The organism is Natronobacterium gregoryi SP2, assembly GCF_000230715.2.
GTDB classification, from domain to species: Archaea; Halobacteriota; Halobacteria; order Halobacteriales; family Natrialbaceae; genus Natronobacterium; species Natronobacterium gregoryi.
In genome coordinates this window covers 2,889,549-2,904,412 of the sequence record NC_019792.1, presented here as the reverse complement: position 1 = coordinate 2,904,412, position 14,864 = coordinate 2,889,549, and the positions used below count along the sequence as shown (strand labels likewise).

Here is a 14,864-nt window from a genome sequence, read left to right as displayed (position 1 = left end):
CGGTAGTCGGCCGAGCGAAACTCCTACCCCCGGACGGTCGTCCGGTACCACTCGAGGGTCTCCGGCAGGTGCGCTTCTAGGGGTTCGTACTCGTAGCCGAGTTCTTCGTGGGCTTTCCGCGAGGAGTAGAAGAGCCGACTGGTCGCCAGCCGGGCCATCCCGCGACTGAACGGGAAGACGTGGCGGTTCGTCACCGCGCCGACGGTCTCGGCGACGGGACCCGCCGCGTGGATCGCCGTGGCCGGCACCTGGATTCGGGCGGGAGAGCCGTCGGCGTGGGACGCGATCCGCGAAACCGCCTGCTCGTAGGTGAGATTCTCTCCGCCCAGAATGTAGTGTTCGCCAGGCTCGCCCTCCTCGTAGGCGAGCACCAGCCCGTCGACCACGTCGTCGACGCCGACGATGCTGAGTCCGCCCGGGAGGTGGGCCGGCATCGTCCGCTCGAGTCCCATCGTCAGCAACTGCGCCGTAAAGGAGTCGTCACCGGGACCGAAGACGGACGTCGGGTGGACAGTCACGGCGTCACCACCGTCGGCCGCGTAGCGATCGACCAGTTCTTCTGCGGCGGCTTTTCCCTTCTGGTAGGCACCGATCGGTTCCGCGACGTCGGTTTCGTCCGCGACCACACCCTCCTCTGGCGGGCGTCTGGTCCCCGCCGTACTAGTGAACACGAGGCGACCGACGGTAGCGCCACGGCAGGCTGAGACGACGTTTGCCGTCCCGTCGCGGTTGACTCGCTCGACCGCGTCGGGGTCGGCGTTCCAGAGACCGATGCCCGCGAGGTGAAAGACCGCGTCCGCGCCGTCGACGAGCGAGCGAAGCGTCGGCTCGTCGAAGAGATCACCGACGTGCCACTCGACGTCTCTCGGCGCGAGCCGCCCCCGATCCGAATTAGGGCGGCTCAATCCGCGTACGTCCCAGCCGTCCTCGAGCAGTCGCTCGCAGAGATGCGTTCCGAGAAAGCCCGTCGCGCCGGTGACGGCAGCTGTCTTCGTCATCGTCTCACCTCGAGCTGTGGCGGGACGGCGTCGCTACCGACGGCCGCGTAAAGCCGGTAGGCGGCCGAGACGACCGGATGCGTCGCGTCCGCCGGTGGCAACTCGCCGGCAGGGAGTTCCTCCCGGAGCGTCTCGATGTGAGGCGCGTCGCCGACCCGGGCGATGTGGACCGACGGCTCGCCCACAAGCGCTTCGAGTGCCTCGTCGTCACCGAGGTCGCGCTCGAGCAGGACCGTCGCGATCGCGTCGACTGCAGCCGCCGGCCCCACGAGCAGCGTGTCGGCCGCGTACGGTCGACCGGCGTAGACTCTCGTCGCGTCGAGAACCGAGAGATCGGGCGAGATCGCTCGCATCGGGGCGACGACGGACGCTGTGTCGTCCCCGGTCGCGTTCTCGGTGTCGACGACGCTGGCGAGCGTCCGGATGCCGCCAGCGACACGTCCTGTCTCGTCCGGCCGCAGCGTCGGCACGAGAACGACGATTCCGTCACGGAGCCGGTCGGGAATCCGTTTCTCGACCGAACGCTCGCCGACCGAGACGGTCTCTGTCACGGCCGACTCCTCGGCGAGATCGACCAGGTCGGCGTCGAACCGCTCGAGCAACTCTCCGTAGCCGAGGTACGCCGCCGTCCGCTCGAACGGGAGGTACTCGTCGCTCGCGCCGGCGACCGCGACGTCCGTCCCGGTGGATTCGATCACCTCGAGGATCGCGCCGACGACCGCCGGATCGGTCACCATCCCCGTCGACGGGTGAAACGGGTAGTGAGCGTCGGGAACGATCGTGAGCCGTTCGGCGTCGGCGAACGCCGCCAGTCCGTCCTCGAGCAACGTGGCGACTGGCCGCTCGAGCATCGCCACTCGTCGGTCGAGGTCCGGAAGCCATCGGCCTCGTCCGTCGTCGGCTGTCGCCGTGCGAACGGTCGGTCCGTCGCTCATCGAGTCACCTCGAGTGTCGGTGTCCCGCGTTCGTCGTCGGTCTCGGCAGCCAGTTCGTACGCCGATTCGGCGAGTTCGAGCGTTTGCAGACCGAGTTCACCGTCGACCGGCGGTCGCTCGTCAGCGCGAACCGCCTCACAGAAGTCCTCGAGCGCCCGGTAGTGGGCCCGCAGGTAGAACGTCGGGCCGAACACCGTCGGCTCGGCATCGGTGACGCGGCTCGTGACGTTCGTCAGCGCCTCCTTCGCCGCGTCCGCATAGAAGTTGTCCGGCAAGTGGTCTGCGTTGCTGATCGTCCCCGTCACGCCCTCGAGTCGTAGTCGGGTGTTCACTTCGGGTAACTCCTCCCACTGGTAGGAGCCACAGTGAAGCGTGATCGTCGTCTCCGTCTCGGGGGCGTACATCAACACTGTCGCCGCGTCCTCGACCGGTAACTCGAGGGTGTTGCCGACGGCAGCACTCCGAACTTCCAGATCGCCGAACAGACAGTACAGCACGTCGAAACAGTGAATGCCGAGTTCGAGCAGGGAACCGCCGCCGGCCGCGTCGGGATCGAGCGGCCAGGACGGCGGTGCGTCCTCGACCGGCGGGCGACCGAGCGGGCTATCGTTGAGCCGAACCAGCGAGGCGTACGGAACGTGGCCGGCCGCGCCGTCCTCGTACTCTTCTCTAACGCCGGCGACGTCGGGCTGGTATCGGAGCGTATGATCGACGCCGACTGCGATTCCGGCGCTCTCTGCCGTCTCGAGAAGCTGCTCGGCCTCGTCGGTCGATCGTGCGAGCGGTTTCTCGACGAAGACGTCGACGCCGGCCGCGGCGGCCCGTTCGACCGCCTCGAGGTGGAGTATGGGTGGGAGAGCGACGACCGCCGCGTCGAGAGTCTCGGCGTCGAGCAACGTCGCGTAATCGTCGTACGTACGCGCGACACCGGCACGCTCGGCGCGTCGACGGTTTTCCAGAACCGGGTCGGCAGCAGCGACGACCTCCACGTCTGCCATCGCGCGTGCCGACTTCAGATGAACCATGCCGATATTCCCGACGCCGAGTACGCCGAGCGTCAGCGCACTCGAGTCGGTCCGCCGGCTGAACGGTAGTGAAAGCATCTACAAGGGACGGAACGGCGGGTAGGCTTTGTTATCGGCGTCGTACAGAACGACGGGTGCGGCTAGTGGCGGGCCAAGCCTGAACTGATGGGTCGAATCTGGCGGTGTGGCCCGATTCGACCCGTCAGTCGACGGTTGGGACGGGACTAGTACTGTCCCAAGCGTAGACCGACTAGTTGGGGGTTGGCCCAAACCGATCACGATTCTCGATCAGAAGTGGAGTGCACTAGTCAGAGTAGAGTTGGGACGCTACTAGTGGCGGGCCAAGCCTGAACTGATGGGTCGAATCTGGCGGTGTCGCTCGATTCGACCCGTCAGTCGACGGTTGGGACGGTACTAGTCGTTCCCGTGTGTGAGTTGACCGGTCACCCTACCGCCGCCGGCCACCGACGACACCGTCTCATCCGGATTGCTGTAACTGGTTACCGCCGATCGCTAGAACGAGGCCGGCGCGTCGACGGTAATTGACTACAGTAAACTGTCTCAGCCGGCTTGGTAGACGTTATTCCGGTGCAACTGCGATCACGAGCGGTTGCACCGATACGCCGGTCCAACACTCCGTCTCATACGGTTTGGTGTCAGTCAGTTCCGGCGCGACCGCGCGCTCCTGCGGTCGCGCCGGGACATCGGTACAGCAGTCCGTCTCAATCGTCGCCGTCGACCACGATCGCTTCGTCCTCGATCCTGCTCACGGCGTCGAACCGGTGGGCAACGCCGCCGATCGTCTCGACGGTGAGGTCGGTCTCTGCCCGCCGCCGGTCGAGGTACGCAAGGATCGCCCGCATGCGCCGATCGTCACGTTCGTGCGTGAGGTTGTTCGGGTGGAGCCACATGTGAAACAGACCGTCGGATCGGGCTGCCTGATCGATCCCGCGTTGGGCCTGGACGACCATCGGGTCCTCCCAGATCGACTCGGCGACCGTTCTGGCGGGGCCCTCGAACCCGAACAGGAACAGCGACGCCGGAACGTCGACCAGCCCGTGCTCGTCGATTTCCGGCTCGACGAGCATCGAGCGCGACCGGACAGTCGAATCGACGAAACCACGAACTCCGTCGTAGGTCGGTGAGCGGCCGCGGTACGCGGTAATACCGTTCTCCGCGAGAATCTCGCGATGACCGATATCGTTTCGCGGATAGACGAACGAATCGATCGACTGGCCCCACTCGTCGGCGATTTCGAGGCTGCGTCGGATCTCCGCAGTCGCGAGTTCGCTGTCGGTCTCCGGCCGTCCGAAGAGGACGTGCGAAAAGGAGTGACTGGCGAGTTCGTGGTCGACGTCTGCCTCTAGAACGCCCCCGACGAGGTCCGGAGCGAACCGGAACTCCTCGCGGTCTGCCCACTCGTCGCGTTCCCTGGCGAACCACCCCTCGGGTGTCGGATGACCCTCGTGAACGCCGTCACAGGCGTCGAGCATGAGGTGTCCGACGACCGCCCACGTCGCCGGAACGTCGTACTCGGCACACAACTCGAGCATCGTCGTCCAGCCACTGCGGCCAGACTCCACCCGGTCGGACGGCAGCCGCTCGAGGTCGTGAAATCCCCAGCCGAGTTCCGCATCGAGAGAGAGGACGACGCTACCCACGGAGTCCACCACCAGTGATCATACGTGAGGGCAATGGTGGGAACCGTTTTGTTATTGATCGCCTTTCGATAGCAAGGGAGATTCGACCGTCGCGCGCTCTCGGCTCTCGATCGTCCGCTCGAAGTCGAGAGTTCCCGGTACGGGATCGGGACGGAACGCACGCGGGGTGCTACCGTCGGAGCTGCTGACTGGTCTACAGGCGAGTTACTCGGCGGTCTGTGAGCGTCTAGACGACCGACGGTAACGGAGCCGAACAACCGCCCCAGCAGCCGGTCGGCGCGGTAGAGTAACCGAACGACGACAGTGTGACTCGCTGGCGGATCTGAACACTCCGCATAACAAAGCCTCCGCCGAGTCACCGCTACGACAGCAGGTTTCTCGCACTCATGAGCGGATCTTCCACCACGTCGAATCGAGCGTTCGTACTCGGCCTCGACGGTGTACCGTGGCGTCTGATCGAGCAGTGGACCGACGAAGGCGAACTGCCCAACTTCGCGAGGTTGCGTGCGGAAGGGGCCTCGGGACCACTCGAGAGCACGCGGCCGCCGACGACGCCGCTGGCCTGGCCCTCGATTGCGACCGGTGTCTGGCCGGACAAACACGGTATCTACGGCTTCCAAAACCTCTCTTCGGAGTACTCTCACGAGATGTACACGAGCCAGGACGTGTGTCAGCCGCCGCTGTGGGAGCAGGTTTCGCCGGCCCACGTCGGCAACGTCCCGATGACCTACCCCGCGAGGGAGATCGACGGCACGATGGTCACGGGGATGATGACACCCTCGACCGACCGCCAGTTCACTCATCCGCCGGCGCTCAGAGACGAGATCGACGCCCGGATTCCCGACTACGAGATCAGCCTCGACTATCCCGAGTACGCCGACCGACTCGAGGACTTCGAGGTCGCGGTCGAAGAGATGCTCGCCGACCGACGGAAACTGATGAACCTCCAGATGGAACGTGCCGGCGACGACTGGCGGCTGTTCTTCGTCGTCTACACCGCTCCAGACCGCTTCCAGCATCTCATCTGGGACATGGATCGACTACTCACACACTACAAACAACTCGACGACCTGCTCGGTGAGGTGCTCGAGTACACCGACGCCTACGACGCCGACCTCTACGTCGTCTCGGACCACGGCTTCGGCCCGATTCACGAACTGGTCTACGTCAACCACGCTCTCGAGCGCGAAGGCTACCTCTTCAGGCGTGAAGACGAAGGCACCCGCGGTGCACTCGCGAGTCTCGGCATCTCCCGTGACCGGATCACCGACGCCCTCGAGCGCGTCGGCATCTCCGAAGAGATGCTCGTTTCGACGCTCCCGCGGACGTTACTCGACTCGGTCGCCGAACAGATCCCGGGAGATCACGCGCTCTACGATGTCGACTACGAACGGACTGTCGCGTTCGTCCACGACGCCGGCAACTGCTACGTCAACGACACCGAACGGTTCGAGAACGGCGTCGTCACGCCAAGCGAGGTACCGACCGTCAAAGCGGAACTCGTCGACGTCTTCGAGTCGGTCACGGACGGAGACGGAAGGCAGCTCCTCCAGGTCGACGACGGCGACGAACTGTTTCCGACCGACGACGACTCGCCGGATCTGATCGTCAACGCCATCGACGGGTACGAGTCTAGAAACGCGATCGCGGACGAACCGTTCGGCGACACCGGCACCTACGCTGCGAGCCACCGAAGCGAGGGGATCGTCCTCTGTCGTGGCCCGTCGATCGCCGCGGGCGCACGGTTGCGCGGTGCTCGCGTCGTCGACGTCGCGCCGACGCTGTTACACGGGCTCGACGAACCGGTACCGAAGAACGCCGACGGACGGGTGCTGTTCGACGCCTTCGCCAACGAAACGCGACCGGCGACGACGAAGGTTCGACGAACCGACGTGACCCGAACCGAAACGGACGGCGACGTCGAAGACGACTTCGACGACGTCGAGGATCGGCTGAAGGGGCTCGGCTACATGGAGTGACCAGAGACTCGAGCGTCGCAAGCACGAGTTCTACACCGCTCGAGGTCGTCACGAACGTATGGTCGACGAAGACCTCGAACTCGAACGTGACCTCGGAGAGGCGACGATCGTCTACGAGGAACCCGACGAGGGAACTGTCAGGAAGACAGTCCCGAACGAACACGTCGCGTACTTCCAGGACCACTGGATCGTCAAGACCGACGAGGACGAACAGGGTCACGACATCGTCCGACGGATTCCGTCGAAGCGAGTGCACTACGTCGAGCGCTCGGTCGAACAGTTCGAAGAAGAGGTCGCGACGCTGGTCGATCAAGTCCAGTCACTCGCGTCCGAACTACGAACCAAGCTCCCTGTCGGCGGGAGCGACGAACGCACCGATGGTGACGCCGGCACCGACCCTCTCGAGATCGACATCGACGACGGGCACGATCGACCGGACGAGTCGGAGTAGCCTATCGCGACCGAACCCGCTCGAGCGTCGACTTTGCCGTCCGCCAGGTCGGATAAGCGACGTCGTAGACGCTCACGGGAGCGTTCCGCGCACCCGCCCGCAGGAGCCGATGAGTCAGCGGTGACTTCGCTTCGGAGACCAGTGCCTCGAGGTCTGCCGCCGACAGCCACTCGAAGAACTGTCGTTCGGCCGCGGACATCGGCTCCGTCTCGCGAGCGCGGTCGCGGATGTCCGCCCACATGTACCGTTCGTCCTTGCCGAGTTCCCACACGCCGGTCTCGAGCGAGCGACGGATCTCGTCGTACTCCTCGTGGGAGAACGGATACCCTCGCGCCGTCGGATCGAGCCCCGACAGCCGGAGGCCGACTGCCGTCCGGTAACACTTCTCGCACTCGCCGCAGTTGCCGTCCATCCGCCGGTTACAGGTCTGGAGTTCGAGCGTCGGCGCTTCGCTGTCGACGTAGTCGCCGATCGCGTCGATTCGCTCCTGGCGGGTCAGTTCGTAGCCGTCGTGATGACAGCGGGTGCCAGCCCACCGGACGCGGTCGTCAATCTCTGGACAGGAGCCCCACTCGAGGTCGATCCCCTCCCAGTGGGTCGCGGCGACGTACATGTCCTCGACGCCGCGAGCGTACGCCATCGGCGCACAGAGTCCGAGCAGCCCGAGGCCGTGCCCGACGGAGCTGTACCAGGAGCCGTCGACGCGGTGTCTGTAGTGGGCCAGCAACATCGCGTGATCGAGCGCCGAAAGCGCGTTCGTCTCGAGGAAGGCCGTCTCCAGCCCGCGCTCGTCGGCGAACGTCGAGATGCGCTCAGTGAGGTCCGCCCAGTCGCCGTCGTCCGCCGGATCGGGCGTGATCGTCCAGCCGCGGATGCTCGTGAGAATCGGTTCCTCCTCGCGGTGGCGAACGTACGAACAGGTCGAGTCGACGCCGCCGGTGAAAAGCAGGGCGCTCTCGCCGCGGGCGTCGGGTTCGGGATCGATCGTGCGTCGGGCGTACAGCTCTCCACCCTCGATGAAGTCGTACATCGAGTCGAGAACGTCCCGAACATCCGCGAGCGCCCGGGCGAAGGTCGCGTCGACCTCGTCGACGTAGACGTCCGCGCCGTTGGCCCACGCGACGGGACAGACGTGTGCGAGGGCAGGAATCGCGAGCACACCTTCGGGTACGCCCTCGATGGACCGGTCGTAGTCGACCTCGAACGGCTTCCCGGTGAAGAATCGCTTTAGTTCTCCTCGGGGTCGTAGCTCGCACTCGAGAACCTGTCCGTCGGCGGAAACCTCGTCGATGACGATAGCTGACATGGTATAACCGGCGCTGGCCACCGTCTCGAGCCATCACGACCCGCGTCAAAAACGGTCGGTATCGTTGACCGTTCGGCCGTTTCGAAGGGAACCCGTAGTCTCGCGCTCGAGCGGACAGGTATATCGTACAGGCGGGTAAGAGCGTAGTACAGCCTCTAGCGACGGACTGGCATGGGATCCCGGTTTCGATCGCAGATTTAACTGTCATCGAGTAGCAGTTTGTCGTATGACTGGATCGGTCTGTCGACGGTTCGGACCCGGACGGCTCCCGTACGCATCGCGTCGCGATATCGGGGCCGGTATGGGCTAATGGAGGTATCTCTATGCCAAATGCGGCTTTGTTCAAGCAATAGAGCAACCGAACCAGCTATTTAGGCCATACCACCCAATATCTGACACTAGTGGATACCAGATTATAGAAAGAATCGAGGCTTCGTTGGTCGTCCGTGACGCCTTTCCGTTCCCCACCACGGACCGACTTTGGTCGACGATCTCTCCAGACTCGAGGCAGCGTTCGATCCACTCGGCACGTGGACCGCCGTTCTCAAGACGATCGTACGGGTAGTGGATGTCACCTTCGGTCAACCGATCAGTGACTACACAAAGGGGTCGACGAAACATATCGTTCGTGTCTTGGTCAAGGAACGAGGGGTCGGCCAGTACCCAAACGTCACCGTTCTACTCGAGATTGCGGCGGTCAACATCGACTGACTTGGCGAGGTCGACTATGTCAACGGTGATCGGTGGGTTCGCGTCTGTATCTGGTTGCTCGAGGCCGTCTGCAGCGAGCTGTCGTCAGTCGTCAGTGAACTCATCACGATACCTAAATAACGCAGCAAAAATCAGAACTACTGTAAATTAGCTTTCGTCTGGATTTCCGTAGTAGTAATCATACTCGTTATGGATCTCATAGGCAGCAGTGCCAAACACATAATCACCTGGGATTATTCGTCTTTAGCTAAGACTCACACCTCGGTTGCGTAGCGGTAGCGAGCGTCTCTTGTAACACTGGGCGTTGCTGGTGGATCTTCTGTGCGTCGTCGATCAGTCGGTCAAGCAGCGGTGGCGGCGAGTAGCCAAGATATTCGCCAAGTTCGTGGAGGATGAGCTGGGCGTGCGACCGGAAGGTCGCCGCCCAGCGTTCCGGCGGAAACACGATCTCACCGTCCGCCTGTTCGGTGACCAGATCGAGCAATTCACGACTCACGAGCAGTGACAGCAACGCCGCGTACAGCAGAATTTCGACAACATGCTTCTTCGTCGTGTCGAACTCGTCCAGTTCGTACTGCGTCTTCAACTCCCGAAACAGCAACTCCACCTCCCACCGACACCGATAGATCGTCCCTAGATCCGACGGCAAGAACTCCTCTCTCGGGAGATTCGTGATGTACAGGTGGTAGTCGTCGGCGTCCTCTTTGCGGACGCCGACGACGCGAAACCGCTTCGTATCGCGTGATTGCGTCCCGCCGTACGGTCTTCGGTCGAACTCGGCTTCGACTTCCACGTCGATGTACTCGCGGTGCAGCTCATCCACAACATCGTGGATCTGCTCACCCTCCAAGGGAATGGCGCGGCTGCGCCATTCCCGTAATTCCTCCGTTACGACCGGATTTGCGCTCTCTTTCAGCCGACTCACGAAGTAGCCGTCGTTCTCATCGATCAACGCGAAGCGGCGGTACTTGAAGTAGGCTCGGTCGAACAGAACGAGCCGATCTTCGAGCCACGATCCTGTGTGAAACAACGTGCTGTCGTGCGTTTTCTCGTCAGTCACGTCGAGACGTTCTATCGTCTGCTTAGTGGCATTGTGGAGCAGGTGGAGCTTCGCTCCAGCCTGCTCCTCCTTGCGAGCTTCGTACTCATCGGCAAGGAACTCGTGCAACCGCAGGACGGTTCCATCAGCAATCATCACGTCCTTGAATCGGTCGATATCGGCGTCAACAGTGTCAGGGACAGCGACCTCGTCGAGCGTGGCCTCGACGAGGTCGCGGAAGTACTCTGCGAGAGACGGCGTCAACCGGTGATAGAAGCCGCCGGGAGAGATCGTCTCGTCGGCAGTGGAGTTGTAGCTGCGTCTGAAGCCAGCGAGTGTTCGGCTTTCGCCTGCGGCGAAGCCGAACACGAATGCCCAGACGAAGGCAGGGATCTGGAGCTTGCGGTCGCGTTCGATCACGCCGAGTTCCTCGGCGTGCTCTTCGAGGAACTCAGAGGGAAACAGTGTAGTGAGCCGACGCATAATCCGAGATGAGGAGGCATTGGTGGACACAGCCGTTGCCTCCTCATTCCTCTCGAAAAGATGTCTCGATAAGCCGCTGCTGTCACGTGGTTCTTCGCTTAGCTAAAGACGGATAGACCGAACGGTTATTTGACGCTATTCAGCGCGAGAACTGCCCTTGTGAAGAGTTCTATGACAGTCTCAGTTACAGGAAACCGTATCAGAACTCGACGTACAGGTTCCGTCTGGCGAGAAGGAGTCCGAGCAGGAAAAGACAGGAAACGAGCGCGATCGGGCGGGCCACGTGACTCGCGGCGAGTGATGCGGCGAGCGAGAGGACAGTGCCGCCGACCGCGCCGAACCACGCGATCGGCCGCCGCTGGTACAGGCCGACGGCGAGCGCGAGCAAGACAGCACCGAAGAGAAGAAACCGAACGCTCGCGGCCGTCTGCGGCGATGTTCCTCCCTCGACGACGGGACCGCTGAACTGGACGAGATAGCCGAGGACGAACGCGTATCCGCCGACACCCACCAGGGCGGCGGCGATACCGACGATATCACCGGGAGGAGATCCCTCACCGCGCGATCTAACCAGCGTTCGAACTGACTGCCAGCGATCGATGGGCATCAGTATCGACCACGAAACCGCGATAGAAAAGTATTTTGAGAGAAACATTTTACCGATGTACCAACACAGTTGAAACTCCTCGAGGGCGCTGTGCTACTCGAGCCCCCGTCGGCCCACCGCGGATTCGACGTGCCGTCGATGTCGGCGCACCGTCGGGACTCAACACCGAGAACGTTCCCTCGCCCCGTCGTCCTCGTCGATCGACACCGTCGTCCGCTTTCGCTTTCGTCGTAGTCGACGCCCATCACATTCTCACACTCGAGGGGGTACTCGGACTCCCGCGTAGAGGACATCGGTACGCCAAACCGTTCGACGGTCTAACAGTCATAGCTAGGAACTATTATACGGGTCGCGAGAACGAGGTGCGTTTCAGCCCACTTATGGGGATCGCCGCTTCAATTTCCGACAGGTGGCCACCAGATGTCCGACTTACCGGACGACTTCGACTGCACGATAACGAACTGGGAGTACATTTACAGCCTCTGTCGGGACGTCAGCGACGACGTCCGTTCCGACGAGTTCGAACCTGACGTCGTCGTCGCGCTCGCCCGTGGCGGTTGGTTCGCTGGTCGGTGTCTCTGTGACTTCCTCGGGCTGGACGATCTGACGAGTCTGAAGATGGAACACTACGTCGGTACCGCCGAGAAGTCCGGTGAGCCGACCGTCCGCTACCCGATGCCGGAAGGCAGCGTCGAGGGGAAAGACGTGCTGATCATCGACGACATCGCAGACACCGGCGGCTCGATCGAACGCGCTCACGAGTACGTCGACGACCGTGACGCCGGCGAGGTCCGCACCGCGACGCTGCAACTGCTCGGCACCAGCGAGTACGAGCCCGACTACGTCGGCGAACGGCTCGAGGACTGGACCTGGGTCGTCTACCCTTGGAACTTCATCGAAGACATGGTCGATCTCGTCTCCGGCACGATGGACCAGGCGACAGAAGCGTCGTTCACCCAAGAGGAGATCCGCCACTCCCTCTCGGAAGTGCACGGAATCAACCGTATCGAGATGGAGATCGCCCAGCCAGATCGACTCTCCGAGGTGCTCACGGAGATGGAACGACGAGGCGTCGTCGAGTCGACCGAGGACGGGAAGTGGACGCTGGCAGACGACTAACGAACACGGCTTTCGTCCCGACGTGCACCGTCAAGACAGCAACGGCCGCGCCGCGTTACCGACGACGAGCAGACTACACACTGCGACGGCCACGGCCGCGACGAGCGGATTCAACGCGCCCAACAGGGCCGTGGGGAGCACGATCGCGTTGTAGACGAGCGCCAGTCCGAGCGTGCTCTCGAGTCGCTGTCGAGACGCACTGGCCAGTTCGAAGGCACGCTCGACCGCTCGGAGATCGTCGTCGACGATGGCGAGGTCGGCTGCGTCGGCCGCGAGCGCGGTCGCACTGCCCAGCGAGATGCCCAGGTCCGCCTCGGCGAGCGCGGGCGCGTCGTTCGTTCCGTCGCCGACCATCGCCACGCGGCCATCGGCTCGCAGCCGTCTGACGGCTTCGGTCTTTCCGGCCGGCGGCACGGCCGCGAAAACGTGTTCGACCGCCGCGTGAGCCGCAAAGTACTCCGTCGCCGTCTCGTCGTCGCCAGTCAACACCACGACCGCGATGTCACGTTCTCCGAGACTCGAGAGCGTCTCGTCCCAGTCGTCACGGGGTTCGTCGCCGACCACGACGACACCCTCGGCACGGCCGTCTCGGCCGACGACGATCGGGAGCCGGCCGAACCCCCGCTGGGTCTCGACGCGCTCGGCGAGATCGTCCTCGAGCGTCCAGCCCTCGCTTCGAAACAGGTCTGGGTGGCCGACGAGAACGCGCTTCCCATCGACCGTTCCAGAGACGCCCTTCGGGTGGCTCCGGAACTCGTCGACGCGTCCGACTTCTCCGTCGTCACTCCCGACGGCCGCCGTGATCGGCTCCGCGACCGGATGCACAGCGTGTCTCTCGAGGTCGCCTGCAGCCGCTAGTAACTCCGCCGGTGCGTCGGTCTCGAGCACCGACATCTCGCCGGTCGTCAGCGTCCCCGTCTTGTCGAAGACGACGACATCGACGCCCCGCAAGCGCTCGAGGACGCTCTCGTCGAAGACGACGATGCCGTGCTCGAGGGCTTCACGGAGGCCAGCGCCGACTGAGACGGGGGTTGCGAAGCCGAGTGCCCACGGGCTCGCAACGATGACGGTCACGAGGACGGCCGAGGCGACCCCCAGGCCAGTTCCGGTCTGGAAGTACGCGACGATGCCAGCGACGGCGGCGACTCCGAGCACGAGCGGCGCGAGAACGGCGGCGACGGCGTCGGCACGACGCTGCGTGCCGTGGGTCGCGCTCTGGAGGTTCCAAACAGACTCGGTGATCCGGTCGATGCTGCTCGTCGTCTCCTCGCCGACGTCGACGATTGCCGCGTCGGCCTGGACGACCGAGCCGCCGACGACCGAATCGCCAGGTTTCTTCGAGACGGGCAGTGACTCGCCGGTGACGACCGCCTCGTCGACCGTACACGCGCTCTCTACGGTACCGTCGACGGGGATGCGTTCGCCCTCTCTGACGAGGAGACGGTCGCCGGAGTCGACTTCGTCCACGGGAATTTCCCGCACCGTCTCGTCGCTGCCAGGGTCGTAGACGCGGGCCGTCTCGACCTGCGAGATCGTCAGTTCGGTCAGCCGGTTTCGCGCGCGGCGTTTGATCGTCGCCTCGTAGAAGACCGCGGCCATCACCAGCGCGGCGACGGCGATGGTGAGGTCGTAGTAGAGTTCGACCTGTCCGGTGGTGATCGCCAGCGAACCGTATGCGTACGCCGCGACGATCGTCAGCGCGGCGAGCAGGTGCGTGTTCGGTCGCCGGAGTGTCAGACTGACGTAGGCACCCCGTAAGAGCGGGAGCCCAGTCAGGTAGAGGACGGCCCCGGTGACGACAGTGAAAAACGGAAAGAACAGAAAGCCGTCGAACTCGGCGAACGCCTGTCCGTAGCGGTGTATCATCCCGTAGTCGGTGAACGACGAGAGATAGACCGGGTACAGCACCGCGAGGTAAGGGACCAGCAAGAACGACCCGAAGACGATCCCCACGACGTACCGCATCTCGAGCATGTCTTCGGTCCGGCGCTTCCGGAGACCGGCCATCTCTCGAGAGCGCCGGGTCACGTCGTCGGCAGTCTCCGATGTCTCCTCGCGAAGGTAGGCAGTGTACCCCAGCCGACTCAGCGAGTCCCTGAGATCGGCTTTCGAGATGCGGTCGGGATCGTGGTCCACGCGAACCGTCTCGGTGACGTAGCTCGCGGCGACGTCGGCGACTCCGTCGCGGTCGGTAACCGTCGACTCGAGAAACGACTCGCAGATCGCCGAGTGCATACCGTCGACGCGGAAGTGGGTAGTGACACCGTTCCCAACGTTCGGGCCCCGCTCGTCTGCGTCCGCGTTCGACGGCCCGTCCTCGAGCGTTCGATCGATCTCCCGGCAGCCGACCGAACAGAACGCATCGGCCGCCATCTCGGTGGCCGATTGCTCGAACGCGGTATCACAGACGGAACACGTTCGCTCCCCGCGCTCGGTCTCTGCGCTCGATTCTGGTCGTCGTTCGCTCACTACCGCCTCGTGCACCGCCGAGCACATTAAAACAGCCGCCGTTCTGAGAAATCACAGGCTAAACGGTGTTGCTCGTCGCCG

The 14,864-nt window shown here is 63.6% G+C and carries 12 protein-coding genes; 4 read left to right on the top strand and 8 right to left on the bottom strand.

Annotated elements, in window-relative coordinates; translation table 11 throughout:
• Nucleotides 1-23: 23 nt before the first annotated feature.
• The 4 genes from NATGR_RS14430 to NATGR_RS14415 form a co-directional block, all read right to left on the bottom strand.
• Nucleotides 24-998: an NAD-dependent epimerase/dehydratase family protein gene (locus NATGR_RS14430; RefSeq protein ID WP_005580727.1), complete on the bottom strand. Its 975-nt coding sequence runs from the start codon at nt 996-998 to the stop codon at nt 24-26.
• The gene (locus NATGR_RS14425) at nt 995-1,933 is read right to left on the bottom strand and encodes a DUF362 domain-containing protein (protein ID WP_005580726.1); all 939 of its coding nucleotides are present in this window, start codon (nt 1,931-1,933) and stop codon (nt 995-997) included. The genes NATGR_RS14430 and NATGR_RS14425 overlap by 4 nt, the downstream gene beginning before the upstream one ends.
• On the bottom strand, nt 1,930-3,036 hold the full coding sequence (locus tag NATGR_RS14420; RefSeq protein WP_005580725.1) for a Gfo/Idh/MocA family protein: 1,107 nt from the start codon (nt 3,034-3,036) through the stop codon (nt 1,930-1,932). The genes NATGR_RS14425 and NATGR_RS14420 overlap by 4 nt, the downstream gene beginning before the upstream one ends.
• A gap of 644 nt (nt 3,037-3,680) precedes the next feature.
• Complete coding sequence (locus tag NATGR_RS14415) at nt 3,681-4,628, bottom strand: polysaccharide deacetylase family protein (RefSeq protein WP_005580724.1); 948 nt, start codon at nt 4,626-4,628, stop codon at nt 3,681-3,683.
• 377 nt (nt 4,629-5,005) lie between these two features.
• Here NATGR_RS14415 and NATGR_RS14410 point away from each other — a divergent pair, with 377 nt between their 5' ends.
• Together NATGR_RS14410 and NATGR_RS14405 are read left to right on the top strand one after the other, a co-directional pair.
• A complete protein-coding gene (locus NATGR_RS14410; protein WP_005580723.1) occupies nt 5,006-6,598 on the top strand; it encodes an alkaline phosphatase family protein in 1,593 nt (530 codons plus the stop codon).
• A 58-nt stretch (nt 6,599-6,656) separates the two neighbouring features.
• Nucleotides 6,657-7,049, top strand: coding sequence for a hypothetical protein (locus NATGR_RS14405; protein WP_005580722.1), 393 nt, complete (start codon nt 6,657-6,659; stop codon nt 7,047-7,049).
• Between the two features lies 1 nt (nt 7,050).
• Here the strand turns inward: NATGR_RS14405 and NATGR_RS14400 are convergent, their stop codons facing one another.
• Nucleotides 7,051-8,355, bottom strand: coding sequence for a hypothetical protein (locus NATGR_RS14400; protein WP_005580720.1), 1,305 nt, complete (start codon nt 8,353-8,355; stop codon nt 7,051-7,053).
• 480 nt (nt 8,356-8,835) lie between these two features.
• Between NATGR_RS14400 and NATGR_RS14395 the strand changes: the two genes are divergently transcribed.
• A complete protein-coding gene (locus tag NATGR_RS14395) occupies nt 8,836-9,066 on the top strand; it encodes a hypothetical protein (RefSeq protein WP_005580719.1) in 231 nt (76 codons plus the stop codon).
• A 247-nt stretch (nt 9,067-9,313) separates the two neighbouring features.
• Here NATGR_RS14395 and NATGR_RS14390 read toward each other — a convergent pair whose 3' ends face one another.
• Together NATGR_RS14390 and NATGR_RS14385 are read right to left on the bottom strand one after the other, a co-directional pair.
• Nucleotides 9,314-10,588 (bottom strand): IS4 family transposase, encoded by a 1,275-nt coding sequence (locus tag NATGR_RS14390; protein WP_015233740.1) that lies wholly within the window; start codon nt 10,586-10,588, stop codon nt 9,314-9,316.
• 199 nt (nt 10,589-10,787) lie between these two features.
• Complete coding sequence (locus NATGR_RS14385; RefSeq protein WP_005578182.1) at nt 10,788-11,195, bottom strand: hypothetical protein; 408 nt, start codon at nt 11,193-11,195, stop codon at nt 10,788-10,790.
• 420 nt (nt 11,196-11,615) lie between these two features.
• Between NATGR_RS14385 and NATGR_RS14380 the strand changes: the two genes are divergently transcribed.
• Nucleotides 11,616-12,314 carry a phosphoribosyltransferase gene (locus NATGR_RS14380; RefSeq protein WP_005578181.1) on the top strand — a complete coding sequence of 233 codons (699 nt, stop codon included), beginning with the start codon at nt 11,616-11,618 and terminating at the stop codon, nt 12,312-12,314.
• Between the two features lie 30 nt (nt 12,315-12,344).
• On the opposite strand, the gene NATGR_RS14375 is transcribed toward NATGR_RS14380, so the two are convergent.
• Nucleotides 12,345-14,810 (bottom strand): heavy metal translocating P-type ATPase, encoded by a 2,466-nt coding sequence (locus NATGR_RS14375; protein ID WP_015233739.1) that lies wholly within the window; start codon nt 14,808-14,810, stop codon nt 12,345-12,347.
• Nucleotides 14,811-14,864: the final 54 nt, after the last annotated feature.